Here is an 18,480-nt window from a genome sequence, read left to right as displayed (position 1 = left end):
TATGGTAAAACACACATTCTTTCAGCAACTCAGGCAGTCAGGCTACCGCAAGCCCGGAATCTGTTTCTATTCGGCCCAATTCAGTGAGTGATAAGGTCTAATGTGATGGTACCGCCCCCCGGAGTTATTTCAACGGCGCACTCATCGAAGCTTGGTGGTCCGTATCGCAGTCTGGGATTTCGGGAAAATCCGATCGGCTCTCGTGGTATTCCGATGAAAGTACGGTTCAGTTTACCGTCACCATTACGGTCCTGAAAGGCTTGGACTGCATAGATTCCTGCCGGAATATCGGCAAAGCGCACACTGACTTCAGGCGCGCCGGATTTGATCTGGGCATTATAACGGCAATGTGGATCGAGAAATTCATTTTCCGTACAAAGAGCGACGAGAATGGTGCCTGTGTCATCCGGTATATTACGGATAACCGCTGTAACAGGTGCAGCAAAGGCTGGTAGAGAGAGCTGACAGCAGACGGCTCCGACAATCAGTCGCAGGGTGTAATCGAAATTATGTCTCATAATAACGTCCCTTCCAGGTAACGGGGCGTCTGACGAGATGACGCACGCGGGCATGGAACTGAATCCAGAGCAATACAAATGTTCCGACGGGACTGAAAAGAACACTCAGGATGCTTTGCTTGCAGCGCAAGGCAACAATGAGCCTGAAAACAAGACTGGCCAGTCTCGCGAACCAGATTACAGGAGAGCCACGCATGATAAACGGCAGGATATGTCCTCCTGCCAGAAGCACCGTCCAGATTGGCAGTGCAATCGACCCTGCGAGACCCTCGACGGCATTTTTCATCAGTCCGGCATAGACTTCGCCTGCACTGCGATACATCCGGCAGCGAGCAATATCTGTCGCGTCGATCAGCTTGGTGGCATAGCCATGACGGCGCAGCGAGCGGGCCAGAGAAAGTCCATCGTGAAGCTGCTTTCTGATGGCTTCATGTCCGCCAGCGTGTCGGTATGCCGCTGCTTTAACAAGCACGAGCTGACCGCAGGCGGCTGCCAGTGCAGGCGATCTGCCTGTATCAAAGCGAAGCGGCAAATAGCCAAAAAGCAGGGCATTGATGAAGGGCAGGAGCAGCCATTCCAGAAAGGTGCGGGTTTCCTGGCGGGGAACGCCGCTGACAAGGGCCGCATCATCATGGCTATGAACGTAGGCCATAAGACGTGAGATGGCATCGGGCATGAGACGCACATCGGCATCCAGAAAGAGAAGCCATTCCTGAGAAGCGTTTTGGGCGAGCTGCGCACAGGCATGACTTTTGCCGCACCATCCGGCAGGCAGATCAGCGCCGGAGATGATACGGATTTTCTCCGAAGTCACTTCCTGGATTCTAACAAGTGTATCGTCCGACGAATGATCATCAAGGACGATCACTTCATGGACGAAATCCCCGTTTTCAAGTACGGCATCGAGTGCGCCTCTTATCTGCGTGGACTCATTTCGTGCCGGAATGAGTACCGATAGGCCCTGTTTTGCCGGAATGGCCTTGCGCGACAGGCGGGCAAGGGGGCGCATATTAGTCAGCGCCATGGCAAGGGGAAACAAGGACAAGGCCGCTGGAACAAGGCCAAGCCATCGTTGTTTCCTGATATTATGGAACATGGCGTGGATCATGCTTACGTCCCTTCAGACCTGACAGGGCATGTTGAAGAGACCCGTATAACCCTCCCATACCAGCCTTCCCTTGCAGCAGGGTCTGAAAGCAGTCTGCTTCCCGTGTAATCACCTGATTGGTCAGGTCGTTACAAGTGGCTTCGAGAACTTGCGCCAGCTGTTTCGTCAGGAATGCGATGGAGCAGTTAGTTCCTTCAAACGGCTCGCCAAAGCGAATGACGATATCAGGGCGACTCTCTGCGGTAAAAGTATAGTCCAGAGCTACGGGCAGAATGAGGGCTTGAGGGTTGCGTTTGGCGATATGGGCAAGACCTGGTTGCAGCAGGCATGGGCGCGTCCGGACATCGGTGAATGCGCCCTGAGCGGTTATCCAGAAGGCGCCACCGGCCCGCAGAATACTTTGGGAAGCATTGAGCAAGGCTCTGATTGAGGATCTGGATTGTGAATCAAGAGGCAGAAACCCCGCTTTGCGAAGCAGGGGATACCGCTCGATCGACCGGGCGTCGATCGGACCGAAACCTGGTTTCCCACCCATGAAACTCTGCTGGATGAGTGAGAAAACCGCCGGGTCCCACCAGGAGGGATGGTTGGCATAGAGTATGATGCCACGGCCCCGCTCGATTGACGGAAAGACACCGCTATAGCGCACCAGGTTGAAATTCTGTCTGATACGTTGTCGAAGAGCACGAGCAACCCAATATGTAATAAAAGGCGAGCGACCAAAGGCCGTTGCAAGATCAGACGGCATGGGAAGAGACATAATCCGGATTTTTACGTCGATCCTGATCAAGGCAATCTGCGGCAATCCAGCCGGACATCAATGCCATGGGCATGCCAGGTCCGGGATGTGCACTGCCACCTGCCATGTAGAGCCCGGCAAGGCCATCTGAACGATTTGCAGGCTTGAACCCTCCAGCAAGACGACCATGACTGGCCAAACCGTAGATTGCCCCTGCCTGCGGGGAGTAACGCCTATGAATATCCATCGGTGTCAGATGGTGTTCTGTTACGATGCGGGATTCCAGATCCGGCATCCCACCGGATCGTTTGAGTTTGTCCAGAATGATCTGACGATATTCCGGGTAGAGTTCTGTCCAGTTCTGACCCGGTCGGAGATAAGGGGTATGTACCAGCACATAAAGTGCTTCGCCACCAGCTGGTGCCGTCTCCGGTTCGGTACGGGCCGGTGCCGCAAGATAACAGGTTGGATCCGGAGCGGGACGACCATGTTTGTAGATCGCTTCAAATTCTTCTTCGGCATTGCGTGAGAAGACAAAATTATGATGTGCGAGATGCTCGTATCGCCGGTCAAGACCAAGATAGAGTACGACACCGGAGCAGGCGGGTTCGCGATGTTTCCACTGGCGCATGAACTGTCTGTAAGCGCGTGGTGCTTTGTCCCGGTCGATCAGTTGCCGCATCGTACGCACCGTATCCATATTCGATACGACAGCAGATGCGGCCAATACTTCGCCCTGCTCGGTCACGACGCCATGAACCCTTCGTGCATCATGCAGAATGCGTGAGATGCGGCAATTCGTGCGAAATATCACGCCATTTTCTTCGGCAAGACGCCGCAGGGCCTGGGGCACGGCGCGGGTGCCGCCTATCGGATACCAGATACCCTCATCCATCTGCATGTGGGCAATACCGGTCAGCACAGCCGGAGCCTGTAGTGGGTTTGAACCGACATATTGCGTGAAATGATCGAAAATCTGGACAGCCTGGGGATTACCAATACGCTTGCGTATTTCGCTTCCGAGTGTCGCGTGCATACGCAGAGCAAGAACGTCGCGGATGGTTTCGGGTGAAAGAGCCTCGCGTAGATTGAGTGTATCTTTCAGCCCACCAACGGATTTCCAGAAAACAAAGCGGCGTGAGATCTCATGCAGCTTCTCGCTTACTGCAAGAAGATTTTCGTAACCTTTACCATCGCCGGAATAACGTTTTTCCAGCTCTGCCGCCATGAGGGTGACATTTTCAACGAGATCGATGGGCGATCCATTATCAAAGAAGCAACGCCATTGAGGATCGAGACGTCGCAGATCAAGCCTTTCGTCGAGGCGTAGTCCGCTTTCACCAAAGATACGTCCGAGCACGGAAGGAAGAGTGAGGATTGTTGGCCCCATATCGAACCGGAAACCATCCTGCTGCCATTCCGCAGCCTTGCCACCCGTCCAGTCATTGGCCTCGCAAACGACGACCTTGTGTCCTCTTGCGCTTAGTGTACAGGCGGACGCCAGACCACCCAACCCGGCACCAATTATGATCACAGGCGCGCGCTCGGCACCTCTGACTCCGGTGTTTGCTTTGTGAGCTGCGGTCATCCGCGTGAGCACTCCGGCATCAGTGTGAGATCGGACATTTTGGTCTCGGTCATGGGCGACCGCGTTTTTGCGAGATCGTTGATCAGAAGATCGGCGCTTATTCTTGCTCCTTCAAAAATGACGGGCAGACCACTTCCGGGGTGAGTACCGCCACCGGCGAGATAGACTCCGGCGACATCCTCGAACCGGTTGTGAGGGCGTCTGTGCAACATCTGACCAAGTGAATGCGCAAGATTGAAGACGGCTCCACGATGGACGTCATGATTTTCCTGCCAGTCACGCGGCGTGACGGTTTTTTCGACCATGATCCGTTCTTCAATCTCGCCAAATCCAGCGTCTCTCAGCCGGTCGAAAACGATACGGCGGGCACGCTCGGTCGATCTGGTATCCCACTCCAGACCATCTTCGCGAAGATGGCCAACGGGCATCAGCACATAAAGGGCAGTGCAGCCTTCAGGTGCGAGACTGGGATCGGTAACGCCTGCATTCTGGACATAGAGCGATGCCCGGCTGGATATCTGTTTTCCTTCCTCGATCTCGGTGAAGTTGCTCTCGTAATCTCTGGAAAGAAAGATCGTATGATGCGCTTTTTCCGGCATCTCACCGCGTAAACCGAGATACATCATGAAGGTCGAACAGGAGTATTTCTTCCTCGCCAGAGCCTCATTGCTCCATTTGCGACGTGCCTTGTCAGGCAGCAAGGTTTGGATTGTCCGGGCAAAATCGCCATTGACGACCACGGCATCGATAGGCTGGGATCCCGAGGAGGACCGGACACCTACGGCTCTGCCATCTCTGGTATCGATTGTCTCGACACCCGTATTGAGCCTGATCGTCACCCCGAGTTTCTCAGCTGCCTTGGCCATGGCTGACATGACGGCACCTGTGCCACCCTGCGGATGATAGATGCCGTATTCGTGTTCCATGAAACTCAGGATCGTGAAAAGCGACGGACACCTGTAAGGCGACATGCCCAGATATTTACTCTGGAAGGAAAAGGCCAGCCTAGTCCTCGGATCCTTGAAATAGCGTGACAGATCCTTGTCAATGGAAGAAAGGGGCGAGAGCACCGGCAAAGCCCGTATCATGTCGGGTTTGATCATATCCAGCCATGAATTGAAGGGGCGCTGGAGGGGAGAAATAAAGCGTGCAAACTTGCCACGGTTATTTTCAAGGAACCGGTGAACCTGACGGGAGTCCTCGACGGAGATCTTTGCAATCTCCTTCTCAAGCGCTTGAGGATCTGTTGTCAGACTCAGCGACGGACCGTCCTCAAAAACGAGATCGTAAAGATGCTCAAGCCTTGTCAGTTTTACCATCTCGTCAAAGGCAAAGCCGCATCGACTGAATATCTCTCTGATGATGTCGGGATACAGAAAAAATGTTGGGCCGGTATCGAAACGAAAGCCCTCAATTTCGAGGCATGACGAACGCCCGCCGATCTTGTCGCCTTTCTCGTAGAGCGTAACTTTTGCGCCAGCGTGAGCGAGCAACATGGCGGAGGCGAGGCCGCCGGGGCCGGCACCTATGACGGCGATATGTTTGGAGGCAAGCGACGGATCGGCAAGGATTGATGCTGGAAGGAGTGAGAGGGCCATTTGGCGGAAGATCCTTCCTGACAGACGAACCCGATCGGAACCCGCTCGCGGAAGCGTCATAAGTTATTGGGCCGCTGCGCCATATCTTGCATAATGCGCAGACATGACAGTTGGGCCTATCGGCTCAACGAATTGTGATCGTTTGGGTTCCAGACAGCGCCGCAATTATCTTCCGTGCCAGAATCTGACCCTTGTCAGAAGATGAAAGGCACCTTTCCTTCGCATCGAAACAGAGACCGGGCGTGTCAAAGCCAGTAACCCCTCTCTGCCACGGGTTACCCCATAACCGCTCGCACGTGCTCCACCGAAAGGAAGTCTCGGATCGGCACTCGGAACAATGAGGTCATTGATTGTGATCGTGCCTGCCGGCAATTTTTGAGCCAGTTTTCTAGCTTCTTTTTCGTCGCCAAAGATGCTTGCGCCCAGAGCATGTCGTGCCCTGTCTTCGAGCTGGACAGCTTCGTCAGTGTCATCCACGGCAATCAGGGCTAGCCATGGCGCGAAGAGATCAATATCGACCAGATGAGCCTGCGAGGCCTCAATGACGAGGAGTGTAGCCGGGCCGACCTGTCTCGTACGCCCACCTGATCGGGTTATAGTGTGGATGAGATCGATGAGCTTTCGATCCTGCCCAGGTTTGATATTCCCTTCGTTGCGAGCAAGAAGTGCTGACAGACGTGCCTCAAGCATATCCAGACGATGTCTGGGTACGAAGACCCGCCTTGGTGCAATGCAGGTAGCCCCCCTGTTGAGGGTCAGGCCAAAATGCAGTGCGTTTGCAACCAGAGGAATATTGGCGGAGGGGAGAACGAAAACGGGATCAGCGCCTGAAAGCTCCAGGATGGTTGGTGTGAGTGTTCTGGCTGCCGTCTGGACAACCTTTTTTCCTGTTTCTTCCGAGCCTGTGAGCATAATCAGATCGAACCCTGCTTCCGTTGCTTCCGGACCTGCATCTTCCGGAACAAGTCGGATAATGCCGTCAGGAAATCCGGCACGCATGAGCAATGTCACAAAATGCTCCAGCAGGGCCGTGCGCCCCGGTGCGGGTTTCAGCGCGACAGCATTGCCTGCAACCAGCGCCTGGAGGCACTGCACCGCAGCCAGCATTAAAGGGTAATTATCTGGCGCCAGTATGAGTACGGTTCCCAGAGCTTTACGCCTGACAAAGCTTTTCACTCCCCAGAGCCAGACAGGTCGCCCGAATGAAGAGAGGGAAACAGTCTTGAGAAGACTGCCGGCTTCTCTTTCCAGGAAGCGAACAGCAGCCAGAAGCGGCATGATTTCCGAAGTAATTACATCCGCAGGAGCATGATCGGGAGTCAGATTCACAAAGCTGCGCGTATTAAGGAACAGTGCTCTGCGCAAGCGGCGAAGGGGTCTAATCCGCTGGCTGAGGGGGGTAGCTTCCCAGATTGATTGCTTCTGGCGAAGCGTATCGATCAGAACATGGGAAGCGCATTCTTCAGGATAAATACAGGACGGTCCGTCTTCATCTGATCGGTGCCCAGTCTCTTTGCCGCGTGTCATTATCTGCCCTCATCATCCTGTAGCAGGAACCGTAATTCCGGGAGAGGGTTGCACGAAGAAAGACTGGTGCCCCAGCCGCTTCGCGAAGCGGCTGGGGTGGGAAACCTCACATCGCGGATTCGAAGACACCTATGATCTGATCAAGCGTTGCCTTGCGTGGATTGGTCAGCATACAGGCATCTTTCTGGGCATTTTCAGCCATGACACGGTGGTCTTTGGCTTTCACACCAAGTTCCGAAAGTCCCGCAGGAATACCAAGAGACCGAGCCATATGGCTTATTGCATCAATAGCAGCCTCGGCGGCTTCATCACGGCTCATCAGATCGGTAGGGACCCCAAGCAAACGGGCAATACGTGCATAGCGATCTGCAGCAGAGATAAGATTGAAACGACAGACATGGGGGAGAAGTACAGCATTGCATACGCCATGGGGCAGATTATAGAAACCGCCCAGTTGATGTGCCATAGCGTGAACATAGCCCAGAGACGCGTTGTTGAACGCCATGCCTGCGAGGTATTGCGCATAGCACATGGCTATCCGGGCCTCCATATTCTCGCCGTGGCCTACAGCCTTTGCCAGATGTTCTGCGATCAGGCTGATAGCTTTCTCGGCACAGGCGTCGGTAATGGGCGTTGCCGCAGTGGAAACATAGGCCTCAACCGCGTGAGTAAGGGCATCCATACCTGTTGCGGCAGTCAGACCAGGAGGCATGGCAACCATCAGGGCGGGATCGTCAATGGCAATCAGGGGGGTGCATCGCCAGTCGACGATTGCCATTTTCACATGGGTCTGCGAATTTGTGATGATACAGAAACGCGTCATTTCCGAAGCCGTACCGGCTGTCGTGTTAATGGCGATCAAGGGCGTCATGGGAACTCTGGACTGGTCAACCCCTTCGTAATCCCGGATGTTTCCTCCTCCGGCAGTCACCAGACCAATACCTTTGGCGCAATCATGCGCTGAGCCACCGCCGAGCGAAACAATAAAATCACAACCGCTTTCCTGAAACAGGCGAACACCGTCATGAACATTGGTGTCAGTCGGATTTGGCTCCGCTCCTGCAAAAATGACGGTTTCCAGCCCATCCTCAAGCAGATAACCTGAGATCAAGTCGGCCACACCCATTTTCTTGAGGCCGGCATCAGTAACGATCAGCGCTTTTTTCGCCCCCAGAGCCTTGGCGCGGCTGCCTGCCTGCTTGGCACAGCCAGAACCGATGAGTGTTACACAAGGGATGAAGAAACTGTCGGTGTGATCAGCAAGTGCAAGATGCGCCATTATCTGGGCCCTCCTATCTGACAAGGATCTCGGGCATTCTGCGCGACGCACGGAGAGCACCCGACACTCTGTCAACGCACAGAGCGGGCCATACGATCGATAATCCCCTAATCAATAAAACTCGATTATACGGATGCCATATAATTGTATTACAAATAAATGATGAATTGAGAATTTATATTCTTGTGAATTCCAATGTGTACTGCGGTAGTCTTGTTTCTACTTCCGTTGAAAATATCCGGTAATCGCGGCATGGAGGACATGAAATCAGGGATTGATAATCGTAATGCCGTCAGGAGGGTTGAGATCCATGGATGTCAGAAGCGGGATGGCATCCTGAAGCGTGACAGTGTTTCCCAATAGTTGTTCAGGCTTGAGGGTTCCTGCAAGAATCATCTTCAGCATATCCTCGTAACGCCAGGCCTGCATGCCGTGGCTACCAACAATTTCAAGCTCATGCGCGATTATCTGCGCCATTGGTACTTCTGCACGAGTGTCGTCACCAAGCATCAGACCCACCTGAACGTGACGACCACGACGCCGAAGGCTGCACACTGAATTGTAGCATGTTTCACGACTGCCAAGCGCATCGATCGATGCATGGACTCCTCCGCGACTTATATCGCGTATGGCTTCGGAGACAGAGGGTACCATTCTGGAATTCACCGTGGCACAGGCGCCCAGTTCCCGGGCTCGTACTAGCTTGGATTCCGCAATGTCAATGGCGATTACCTGAGCTCCCAGTGCAGAGGCGATCATGATGGCAGAAAGGCCTACTCCTCCTGCACCATGTACCGCTACCCATTCACCTCCGCGTACACGTCCCTGGTCAACGACGGCACGAAAGGAGGTGGCAAAACGACAGCCAAGGCTGGCAGCCGTCGCATAATTCATATCCTCAGGCAAGCGCACCAGATTGTTATCTGCCCGGCCTATTGCCACGTATTCTGCAAAGGAACCCCAGTGAGTAAAGCCCGGTTGGAACTGCGTTTCACATACTTGCTGATTACCTGATTGGCACTCGGAGCATCGACCGCAGGCGGCAATAAACGGAACGGTCACCCGATCTCCTGAGCGGAACCGCGTAACAGACGACCCAGTCTCCACCACAACACCCGCGAACTCGTGTCCGGGGACATGGGGCAGTTTTATATCGCTGTCATGGCCTTTCCAGCCATGCCAATCGCTCCGGCAAAGACCGGTTGCCTCAACCTTGATGATGACGCCATCAGAACCAGGTTCTGGATCGCGTACATCGGTGATAACCGGCACCTGTCCGAACGCTTCAACAAGCATGGCTTTCATTTGCAAATACTCTTTGAGTTCTGACTGTTACAATGAGTATACGCCATATATTTTACGGACGCATATACTCAGCGTTATCAGAATAATGTGCCTATCATATGCACAGCCGAAAGATTTTCTGAGCATGATAAACATCAACCCAGAGGATGTTACCGTCAGATCAGAAAGCGAAACAGATCAGCGCAAAGCAATATGACTGAGGGAGAGACTCATCTCTCCCTCAATCCTGCGTCAGAGCGCAGCAAGCAGCGCCTTGGTCAACTCGGCAGTGCCGGTTTCACCGCCCAGGTCGCGCGTACGCACACCATCGACACGAATGACACGGTCAATGGCATGATCCACACGTTGTGACAGATCCTGACGCCCAACATGGGCAAGCATCATGCTGGCAGCCATCAGCAGGGCAAGCGGATTGGCAACACCCTTACCGGCAATATCCGGGGCAGAGCCATGAACTGCCTCGAAGATTGCGGCATTCGGGCCAATATTTGCGCCTGGAGCCATACCCAGACCGCCAACCAGACCAGCCGTCAGGTCAGACAGGATATCGCCAAAAAGGTTGGTGGTGACAATAACGTCATACTGCCATGGGTCAGTAACGAGCTGCATGGCACAGGCATCAACGATGCGTTCCTCGACAGCGACCTTGCCTTCATATTCCTTGGCAACCTTACGACCTTCCTCAAGGAAGATGCCGCTGAAAATCTTGAGAATATTGGCTTTGTGAACCAGAGTGACCTTCTTGCGGCCGTTGGCAACAGCATAGTCGAAGGCAAAGCGTACAATACGGGCGCACTCACGACGCGAGTTGAATCCTGCACCATAGGCAAGCCCCTTGGGGTCATCACCTTCAGGCAGGTAATGCTCCATGGCGGCGTATAGCCCTTCGATATTCTCTCGCACGACCACGAGATCAATCTTGTCGAAACGTCCACCCGGTACAACCGTCCGCGTCGGGCGCAGATTGGCGTACAGACCGAACTCCTGACGCATGGTCACATTGACCGATTTGAACCCGGCTCCAACGGGGGTTGTCAGCGGCCCCTTGAGAGCAAGACCGGTCTTGCGGATGCTGTCCAGTGTTGGCTGGGGCAGGGGGGCGCCAAATTTCTCGATTGCCCCCAGACCACCTGACTGGTGATCCCATTCGAAAGGCGCTCCGATCTTGGCCAAAATTTCAACGACCGAAGCGGTGATCTCGGGTCCGATGCCGTCACCTTCGATGAGCGTCGCAGGGATCATGTGATCAGCCATTCTGTCTTTCCTTTGTCAGTTCGTAATCGGCGCACAGGCGTCGGCGAGCCAGTTCCTGTCCGATTGATCCAGAAGCGGCCCGATGCGCGTGAGCGTAGACTCATGATAGGCATTGAGCCAGCGCAGCTCTTCGGGTTCCAGTAACGATGCGATGATCAACCTGCGATCGAATGGTGCAAAACCCAGCACCTCAAATTCCAAAAAGGGGCTCCTTGCCTCGATCGAGGCAGGGCGGACCAGCAGCAGGTTCTCAAGACGTATGCCGTATTCCCCCGGGAGATAAAAACCAGGTTCGTCAGACAGGATCATTCCGGCTTCAAGACCGACAGGACGTGCAACCGAACTGATATTCTGGGGACCCTCATGTACTGAGAGATAGCTGCCTATTCCGTGGCCTGTACCGTGATCGTAGTCGAGACCAGCCTGCCACAGCGCATAGCGTGCCAGGGCATCGAGGCGATGTCCGGTTGTTCCTGCCGGAAAGCGGGCGCGGGCGAGGGTAATGTTGCCTTTCAGAACGCGTGTGAAGGCCTCGCAAAGCGTCGCAGGTGGGGCTTCGGGACCATTCCAGATTGTACGGGTTACATCTGTTGTACCGGCGCTATACTGGCCGCCACTATCGATAAGATAAACCTGATTGGCTTGAAGTACTCTGTCTTCTCCCGGCAGGGCCCGGTAATGGGGCAGGGCGGCATTGGGTCCGACTGCCGAGATCGCGGGAAAGCTCTCGCCATGGTATTCGGACGAAGCCGAACGGAAGCCATCAAGAAGTTCAGCCAGCCTGGTTTCATGCTGCCCGGTACCTTCGCGCTCAACGAAATGCAGAAACCGGCATAGTGCGGCAGAATCCGTCAGATGTACTGCCCGGGCACCATTCTGTTCGGTTTCGTTCTTGCAGGCACGGGGCAGGGCGCAAAGGTCAGCACCGCGCGCCAGTTTGGCTCCCGCTCCAGAGAGCATCTGGATGAACCATAATCCTGTTTGTGCGGGGTCAAAGCGAACGACCTGTCCTCCAAGCGCCCTGAGGCGCTCGGGAAGGTCTGACGGCGGCAGGACCGAAACATTGCGGAATGACGTGGCGGCTTCAGGACTGACGCGGCTGATATCGACAAAAACCTCAAGTGAGGCATCCTGATGAAGAATCGCAAATGCCAGAATGACCGGCGTATGGGGTACGTCATCACCGCGGATATTTAGGAGCCAGGCAAGAGAGGTCGGGTCACAGACAAGCATGGCATCCTGGCCTGCCTTGCGTAGCGCCCCGCCGATCCTGCGTCTTTTGGAAAGACTGTTTTCTCCGCTGAACCTGTCATCCTGAAAGCGGACAATACTCTCTGGCGGGGTGGGCTGATCACTCCAGGATGCATCCACCGGATTGCGTTCGAGAGACACGAACTCATGATCCGTCCCGACCAGGGCGTTGAGCTGTAGCTCGCTGACAAGTCTGGGATCATAGCCGATCCTGAGACCTTGCCGTGGATAGCCAGCCACGCTGCGGGCGGCTTGTTTGTGATATGGAGGCGCTCCCACTGGCTTGCATCCACCTGATCACATATCTGGCTCGTATAACGCCCGTCCGAAAATACGGCGGCCTTGTCGTGCAGCAGGATCGCCATACCCGCCGAACCTGTGAAACCTGTCAGCCATGCAAGGCGCTCGGCATAGGGGGCCACATATTCGCCCATGAACTCATCGCCACGGGGGAGGAGAAAGCCGTCCACCTGGCTTGCTTCAAGTTCCTTCCTGACGAGGGCCTGGCGGTTGGCAAGAGGGATGAGGCTCATCGCATGGTCTTTCAAACAGGATCTGATAGTCAGTGGCTTTCGAAAAGCCGATACATGAAAACGAGGTCGAGCCAGCGCCCGAATTTTCTGCCCATCTGTGGCAGAGGTGTGCTTTCGCTGAAACCTGCCGCCCGGTGAAGGGCGATGGATGCCGTATTGCTGGCGGTAATGGCACCGACCAGCACATGCATGCCCGATTTTTCTGCGTGACAGACCATCGCGTCGAGCAGCAGACGCCCTATTCCACGACGCTGGGCGTTGCGCGAGACATAGACAGAATGCTCGACCGTCTGGGCATAACCTTCATAGACGCGAAAAGGGCCATATGAGGCAAAGCCAAGAATATCGTCCCCTTCCACGGCCACAACCACAGGAAAGTTCTTCGCCTGCCGGTCATGCATCCAGTCACGACGTTCTTCAAGCGTGCGTGGCGATGTGGCCCAGATTGCCTCGGAGGTGGCAATTGCGTCATTGGTAATGGCAAGAATATCCGGCAGATCGGCCTCAGTTGCGTCGCGCAGCTCAATCACGGCGGCGTAACACCAGTGTGGACCACTCGCCCTCGTAATATTGTTTTTCCAGGACGAGGCCCTGCCGTCTGTGTGCTGCCAGCACCATGCGCGCCTGTGTGGTCAGAAGTCCCGCCAGAATGACCGTGCCCCCTGGCGCCAGATGGCTCGCAAGTGAACGGGCCATTTTGCAGAGTGGCCGCGCAAGGATATTGGCGAAGACCAGATCATACGGTGCCTTGGCCCGTACGGCAGGGGTCAGCCAGCCATTGCCGAGACGGGCGTCAAGCAAGGGGCCAATGAAATTCAGCTTCGCGTTGCTGGCCGCGACACGCACAGACCAGGGTTCGATATCAACAGCCAGAACCCGTTTGTGAAAGAGCTGTGCCGCAGCCATGGCCAGAATACCTGATCCACATCCCATATCGAGAATACGCGCCGGCTTGCGCCAGGCCATGTCCTCCAGAGCACGCAGACAGCCACGCGTGGAGCCATGTTCACCTGAACCAAAGGCGATCCCGGCATCGAGCGTAATTGTCAGACGATCGCGTGTGTGACTGGGGGCGAGATGCGTGCCACGAATGGCAAAGCGCTTTCCTACATTCTGCTGCGGGAATGCTTCATAGGTGCGTGCCAGCCATCCTTCGGCTTCGGTACGTTCACGTGTCAGCTCTGCGTCTACACCGGTCATCAGACGCGCAAGGGTCAGGGCGCGGGCGAGCTCCTCTTCGCCGTGACCAACATTCTTTACCCCTTCAACACGCCAGATATTCTGGTCTTCATTGGCTTCGAAAATACCTACAGTGGTACAGACGGTCAGCATGGCCTGTTCGAAAAGCGGCACTGCTTCATCGGCAACAGTGACGGAAATAGTTTCAAGCGCCGAAGCGTGTCGTCTGGATGCGCTCACGAGACCTGTTCCACAAAATGCGCCATGATGCGTTTTTCGCCCGCCTTTTCGAAGTTGATATGCAGCCTGTCGGAGTCGACACCCAAAACGGTGCCATAACCGAATTTCTGATGGAATACGCGAGAACCAATGGCAATCCCTTGAACCGCATCCGGGGTGATGTCGGTCATGCGCGGGGCGGGGCGGCTATAGCCGCTTCTTGTGCTCGTCACTGGTCCTGATGCAAAGATCGAATTCTGCGCTGCCAGCTGACGACGCTCCTGCATCGCCTGTCCGCTGTGCTCGACCGTCTCGGAGGGGATTTCGTCGATGAAGCGGCTGGGCATTGAGTCCTGCCAGTTCGCATAGATACGCCGTCTTGCTGCATGGAGAATGACAGCGCGTTTGCGGGCACGGGTAATACCCACATAGGCCAGACGACGCTCCTCTTCCAGACTCTTTAGGCCACCTTCATCGAGACTGCGCTGGGAAGGAAAGACGCCTTCCTCCCAGCCTGGCAGGAAGACCGTATCAAACTCCAGCCCTTTGGCGCCATGCAGTGTCATCAGGCTCACCGTATCGACGCTCGACTGATTTTCTGTTTCAAACACGAGTGCCACATGCTCGAGAAAGCCTTCAAGCGTCGCGAAATCTCCGATCGCGCGCAGCAGTTCCTTGATGTTGTCCAGCCTGCCTGGCGCTTCAGGTGTCTTGTCGTCACGCCACATCTGGAGATAGCCGCTCTCTTCCAGCAACTGCTCGGTAGCGACAACGTGACCTTCGCGTTCACGTGTTTCCCGAGCGTGCCGGAAGGCTTCCATAAGCCCGGACAGGGCTTCACGACCCTTACCCTTGACCAGACCGGTCTCGAGGGCATGAATCACACCAGCACTCAGGGGCGCATTCAGAAGCCGTGCCTCATGGTGAAGTTTTTGCAAACCGGCTGCACCGATACCTCGCTTTGGAACATTGATGATGCGTTCAAGCGCCAAGTCATCTGCAGGTTGAGCGAGGACGCGCATATAGGCCATGGCATCGCGGATTTCAGCACGCTCGTAAAAGCGCAATCCGCCAACGACGCGATAAGGCAGACCGAGCGTCAGGAATCGTTCTTCAAAGGGGCGCGTCTGAAAGCCTGCCCGCATCAATATGGCAATCTCGGAAAGCGGATGTCCGTCTGCACGAAGGCGTTCGATTGCTCCGGCAGTAATGCGGGCCTCTTCATCCGAATCCCAGACGCTGATGATCTGGACTTTCTCGCCCTGAGCATCATCGCGCCCTGATCGTAAAGTCTTGCCCAGACGACCCGAATTATGCGCGATCAGTCCGGAGGCTGCGGCGAGAATCTGGGCTGTGGAACGGTAGTTACGCTCAAGCCGTACTACCTTGGCTCCCGGAAAATCCTTTTCGAAACGCAGGATATTCTCGATTTCTGCACCTCGCCAGGAATAGATAGACTGGTCATCATCGCCTACACAGGCAATATTCGACGGTCCATGCTCCCGTTTAGCCAGAAGACGAAGCCAGAGATACTGTATGGTGTTCGTATCCTGATATTCGTCGACCAGAATATAGCGGAAGAGGCGATGATATTGTGACAGAACATCCGGCTGCGTACGCAAAATCTCAAGCGTATGGAGCATCAGGTCGCCGAAATCGCAGGCGTTTACCGCTTTCAGTCGATCCTGATAGGCTACATAAAGCTTGCGTGCATGCCCACCCGCAAAATCAGTGTCTTCCGCAGGTGTTACCTGTTCTGGCGTCAGACCCCGATCCTTCCAGCGCTGGAAAATGCCGAGCAGAGCCTGCGGTGGCCAGCGCTTTGTGTCGAGGCGATAGGGCTCCATGATCTGTCTGACAAGACGGATCTGATCATCCGTATCGAGAATGGTAAACCCTGTGGTCAGTCCGACATATTCGGCATGACGACGCAACATGCGTGCGCAGAGCGCATGAAAGGTGCCAAGCCATAATCCGTCAGCAGGCTCACCCAGCAGTGCCCCGACACGCTCGCGCATTTCACGCGCCGCCTTGTTGGTAAAGGTTACAGCCAGAATCTGGTAAGGTCGGGCGCGGCCTTCCAGAAGAATATGGGCAAAGCGCGTCGTCAGGACACGTGTCTTGCCGGTTCCCGCTCCAGCGAGAATGAGCAGCGGCCCTTCTGTCGTCTCGATCGCTTCACGCTGCTCGGGATTGAGCCGGTCAAGATACTCAGGGGATGAGGGTGATATAAGGGATTGCGTCACCTGTCTGATATAGAATGTAATGCCCTAATGGCCAAATCCTCATTTCTCTCTACCGGGAAGAAGCTGATCCACGGCACCGGCCCGCAAGGCATCGTGAACGCATGCGTCATCGCGTCCTTGGGGTCGGCGCTGAAACCCTCGCTGATTACGAATTGCTGGAAATGCTGCTTTATTATAGCATTCCGCGACGCGATACGAAGCCACTCGCCAAGGCGCTTCTCAATCGTTTCGGGAGTCTTGCAGCAGTTTTCGAGGCTTCCGGTCGTGATCTCAGAACTCTAGGCTTGAGTGAACGAACGGTGCTCCTGCTCAAGTTTCCGCCCGTCGTAGCGGAACGCCTTGCTCTGGCTGAAGAACGGTTACGCCCAAAGCTCGGAAGCTGGGAGCAGCTTTGTGCCTATCTTTCCGGCACTATGGCAAGCGCTGTTCCAGAGCAGTTCCGCTTACTCTATCTCGACAATCGCAACAGGTTGCTTGCTGATGAGCCGGTAGATGATTTTGCCTCAACCGCCCTCATCTTTCGTCGCGCGCTTGCCTTGCAGGCTGTGGCCCTGATCGGCGTTCAGAAAACTCTGGGGAATTTTCATGCCACCACTTCACCTCTGACGCTTTTTGCCCGACGTTTGCGTGAAGAGGCAGGCATTCTTTCGATGGTTCTGCATGATGTAGTGATCGTCTCTGAAAGACGACATCCGCTCAGCCTGAGGCAAAAGGGCCTGTTCTGACCGGAAAAGCATCAGCTGCGTGAAAGTGCTCTCAACTGCCCGTCGATCGCAAGGGGCAGATCATCGGGAGAACTGACCAGAAGATCTGCTCCCGCCTCTGTCAGTTCATCCTTCCCACCATACCCCCACAAGACCCCGATCGCTCTCAGTCTGTTCGCATGAGCACCGAAAATATCGAACCGTCTGTCACCGATCATGAGGGTACGTGCCGGATCAAGCCCCTCCTGATGTATGATACGGGCAATCATTTCAGGTTTTTCGCCACCAGTGTCATCATCTGCAGCGCCGTGAACGGTGTCGAAACATTCATCAAGTCCGTGATTTTTAAGAATACTGAGCGCGAGCGACGCTGGTTTGGACGTCGCCGTGAAAATTCTGACTGGTGATCGCTCCAGACGCCTCAGCAAAATACTGAACTGTGGAAACAATGGCGTCTGGAAACGACCGGTTTCTTCATAAAAGCGGCGATAAAGAGCAACAGCCTTATCCACCGCGTGTCCCCATAAACTCCGATGACTTCTGCCATCAGTTCAGCCAATGGCGGCCCGACAACCCAGGTCAGGTCAATCGTCTTGTCAGGTATGTGCCCAAGTTCTGAGACAACCTTGTGTAGTGTTTCGATAATACCAACTCTGGAGTCGATAATTGTTCCATCCAGATCAAATAAAATCGAATGACCGCTCGTATATTCCTCGAACTCTGACATAATAATTTTATTGAACTCCGACGGAGAAACGATTGAAAGAAGTAGATGACGATAGGGTCTCTAATCGTCAGGATACCGACACGGAATATACAGATCCCGATCCAGTGATGATAGGGTGGGCTGATATTCCCCATCGAGCCCTGATCGCAGACCATGGCTCAGTGTTATCTGATGAGGTGTTGTTGCGCCTTTTTTGTGATGCGCTTTCCATCAAACAAGAGCAACAGCAAAGTCTGATAGAAACCATCATAGTAAGATTTGGCTCACTCGCTGCTGTTTTCTCTGCCAATGATCGCGCATTGAGTGGCCTTGTGCATATTGGCCTGCCTATGCGCGTGGCTTTGCGTATCATCCATGAAGCCGCCATCCGGGTAAGCCGTGCTCGTCTTGATCATGAGAATATATTCAACAACCGGAAGTTCATGTTCGATTATCTCATCTCACGTCTTGCGCGAGAGCCGATTGAACAGTTCCGTATTCTTTTTCTGGATGAAAAAAACCGTCTTTTGGCTGACGAAACGCAGTCGCGTGGTACGGTCAACCATACACCGGTTTACCCCAGGGAAGTAGCACGTCGCGCCATGGAGCTAGGTGCCAAAAGCGTCATTCTTGTGCATAATCATCCGAGCGGTGATCCGACACCATCCCGTGACGATATTGTTATGACACATGATATGCAGAAGGCGATGGGTCTTATTGCCGTTT

Annotated in this window: 16 protein-coding genes and 1 pseudogene; 2 read left to right on the top strand and 15 right to left on the bottom strand. The window is 54.6% G+C overall.

Going from position 1 to position 18,480, the window contains the following annotated elements:
• Window positions 1–80 precede the first annotated feature (80 nt).
• From JCM25354_RS18485 to JCM25354_RS11455, 13 genes and pseudogenes are all read right to left on the bottom strand, one after another.
• Entirely contained in the window at window positions 81–518 is a 438-nt protein-coding gene (locus JCM25354_RS18485) for a DUF2141 domain-containing protein (RefSeq protein ID WP_025886130.1), read from the bottom strand.
• Complete coding sequence (locus JCM25354_RS11510) at window positions 508–1,626, bottom strand: glycosyltransferase family 2 protein (RefSeq protein ID WP_148301500.1); 1,119 nt, start codon at window positions 1,624–1,626, stop codon at window positions 508–510. The genes JCM25354_RS18485 and JCM25354_RS11510 overlap by 11 nt, the downstream gene beginning before the upstream one ends.
• On the bottom strand, window positions 1,604–2,374 hold the full coding sequence (locus JCM25354_RS11505) for a lysophospholipid acyltransferase family protein (protein WP_025886128.1): 771 nt from the start codon (window positions 2,372–2,374) through the stop codon (window positions 1,604–1,606). Before JCM25354_RS11505 ends, JCM25354_RS11510 begins: the two co-directional genes overlap by 23 nt.
• Complete coding sequence (locus JCM25354_RS11500) at window positions 2,364–3,953, bottom strand: phytoene desaturase family protein (RefSeq protein WP_025886127.1); 1,590 nt, start codon at window positions 3,951–3,953, stop codon at window positions 2,364–2,366. Before JCM25354_RS11500 ends, JCM25354_RS11505 begins: the two co-directional genes overlap by 11 nt.
• Window positions 3,950–5,551: a phytoene desaturase family protein gene (locus JCM25354_RS11495; protein WP_084294750.1), complete on the bottom strand. Its 1,602-nt coding sequence runs from the start codon at window positions 5,549–5,551 to the stop codon at window positions 3,950–3,952. The genes JCM25354_RS11500 and JCM25354_RS11495 overlap by 4 nt, the downstream gene beginning before the upstream one ends.
• 165 nt (window positions 5,552–5,716) lie before the next feature.
• Window positions 5,717–7,078, bottom strand: coding sequence for an aldehyde dehydrogenase family protein (locus JCM25354_RS18480; protein ID WP_025886125.1), 1,362 nt, complete (start codon window positions 7,076–7,078; stop codon window positions 5,717–5,719).
• 106 nt (window positions 7,079–7,184) lie between these two features.
• Entirely contained in the window at window positions 7,185–8,357 is a 1,173-nt protein-coding gene (mdh, locus tag JCM25354_RS18475; protein WP_035447608.1) for an iron-dependent methanol dehydrogenase, read from the bottom strand.
• Between the two features lie 267 nt (window positions 8,358–8,624).
• Window positions 8,625–9,662: a zinc-dependent alcohol dehydrogenase family protein gene (locus JCM25354_RS11480; protein WP_025886124.1), complete on the bottom strand. Its 1,038-nt coding sequence runs from the start codon at window positions 9,660–9,662 to the stop codon at window positions 8,625–8,627.
• Window positions 9,663–9,893: 231 nt separating this feature from the next.
• Window positions 9,894–10,916: an isocitrate/isopropylmalate dehydrogenase family protein gene (locus tag JCM25354_RS11475; protein WP_025886123.1), complete on the bottom strand. Its 1,023-nt coding sequence runs from the start codon at window positions 10,914–10,916 to the stop codon at window positions 9,894–9,896.
• A 15-nt stretch (window positions 10,917–10,931) separates the two neighbouring features.
• Window positions 10,932–12,700, bottom strand: a pseudogene (locus JCM25354_RS18470) (M24 family metallopeptidase).
• 29 nt (window positions 12,701–12,729) lie between these two features.
• Window positions 12,730–13,230 (bottom strand): GNAT family N-acetyltransferase, encoded by a 501-nt coding sequence (locus JCM25354_RS11465; RefSeq protein ID WP_369345772.1) that lies wholly within the window; start codon window positions 13,228–13,230, stop codon window positions 12,730–12,732.
• Window positions 13,223–14,119: a 50S ribosomal protein L11 methyltransferase gene (locus JCM25354_RS11460; RefSeq protein WP_025886121.1), complete on the bottom strand. Its 897-nt coding sequence runs from the start codon at window positions 14,117–14,119 to the stop codon at window positions 13,223–13,225. Before JCM25354_RS11460 ends, JCM25354_RS11465 begins: the two co-directional genes overlap by 8 nt.
• Window positions 14,116–16,344: an ATP-dependent helicase gene (locus JCM25354_RS11455; RefSeq protein ID WP_025886120.1), complete on the bottom strand. Its 2,229-nt coding sequence runs from the start codon at window positions 16,342–16,344 to the stop codon at window positions 14,116–14,118. Before JCM25354_RS11455 ends, JCM25354_RS11460 begins: the two co-directional genes overlap by 4 nt.
• 101 nt (window positions 16,345–16,445) lie before the next feature.
• Between JCM25354_RS11455 and JCM25354_RS11450 the strand changes: the two genes are divergently transcribed.
• Complete coding sequence (locus JCM25354_RS11450) at window positions 16,446–17,069, top strand: JAB domain-containing protein (protein WP_025886119.1); 624 nt, start codon at window positions 16,446–16,448, stop codon at window positions 17,067–17,069.
• Window positions 17,070–17,080: 11 nt separating this feature from the next.
• Here the strand turns inward: JCM25354_RS11450 and JCM25354_RS18465 are convergent, their stop codons facing one another.
• Together JCM25354_RS18465 and JCM25354_RS23090 are read right to left on the bottom strand one after the other, a co-directional pair.
• Window positions 17,081–17,560, bottom strand: coding sequence for an HAD hydrolase-like protein (locus tag JCM25354_RS18465; protein WP_279379575.1), 480 nt, complete (start codon window positions 17,558–17,560; stop codon window positions 17,081–17,083).
• Window positions 17,470–17,775 (bottom strand): HAD family hydrolase, encoded by a 306-nt coding sequence (locus tag JCM25354_RS23090; RefSeq protein WP_279379574.1) that lies wholly within the window; start codon window positions 17,773–17,775, stop codon window positions 17,470–17,472. The genes JCM25354_RS18465 and JCM25354_RS23090 overlap by 91 nt, the downstream gene beginning before the upstream one ends.
• 107 nt (window positions 17,776–17,882) lie before the next feature.
• On the opposite strand from JCM25354_RS23090, the gene JCM25354_RS11440 reads away from it, so the two are divergent.
• Window positions 17,883–18,480: JAB domain-containing protein (locus tag JCM25354_RS11440; protein ID WP_025886118.1), on the top strand; the 598-nt coding region annotated here is incomplete at its 3' end.

This window comes from Asaia prunellae JCM 25354 (assembly GCF_000613885.1).
In the GTDB taxonomy this organism is placed as follows: domain Bacteria; phylum Pseudomonadota; class Alphaproteobacteria; order Acetobacterales; family Acetobacteraceae; genus Asaia; species Asaia prunellae.
The sequence above is the reverse complement of the archived record's forward strand: the minus strand, read 5'-3'. Positions and strand labels throughout refer to the sequence as shown.

Coding starts and splice junctions, on each gene's coding strand:
- JCM25354_RS11505 (WP_025886128.1), bottom strand. CDS start 2,374: ATGCCGTCTGATCTTGCAACGGCCTTTGGTCGCTCGCCTTTTATTACA.
- JCM25354_RS11475 (WP_025886123.1), bottom strand. CDS start 10,916: ATGGCTGATCACATGATCCCTGCGACGCTCATCGAAGGTGACGGCATC.
- JCM25354_RS11510 (WP_148301500.1), bottom strand. CDS start 1,626: ATGATCCACGCCATGTTCCATAATATCAGGAAACAACGATGGCTTGGC.
- JCM25354_RS11480 (WP_025886124.1), bottom strand. CDS start 9,662: ATGAAAGCCATGCTTGTTGAAGCGTTCGGACAGGTGCCGGTTATCACC.
- JCM25354_RS11450 (WP_025886119.1), top strand. CDS start 16,446: ATGCGTCATCGCGTCCTTGGGGTCGGCGCTGAAACCCTCGCTGATTAC.
- JCM25354_RS18480 (WP_025886125.1), bottom strand. CDS start 7,078: ATGACACGCGGCAAAGAGACTGGGCACCGATCAGATGAAGACGGACCG.
- JCM25354_RS11500 (WP_025886127.1), bottom strand. CDS start 3,953: ATGACCGCAGCTCACAAAGCAAACACCGGAGTCAGAGGTGCCGAGCGC.
- JCM25354_RS18485 (WP_025886130.1), bottom strand. CDS start 518: ATGAGACATAATTTCGATTACACCCTGCGACTGATTGTCGGAGCCGTC.
- mdh (WP_035447608.1), bottom strand. CDS start 8,357: ATGGCGCATCTTGCACTTGCTGATCACACCGACAGTTTCTTCATCCCT.
- JCM25354_RS23090 (WP_279379574.1), bottom strand. CDS start 17,775: ATGTCAGAGTTCGAGGAATATACGAGCGGTCATTCGATTTTATTTGAT.
- JCM25354_RS11495 (WP_084294750.1), bottom strand. CDS start 5,551: ATGGCCCTCTCACTCCTTCCAGCATCAATCCTTGCCGATCCGTCGCTT.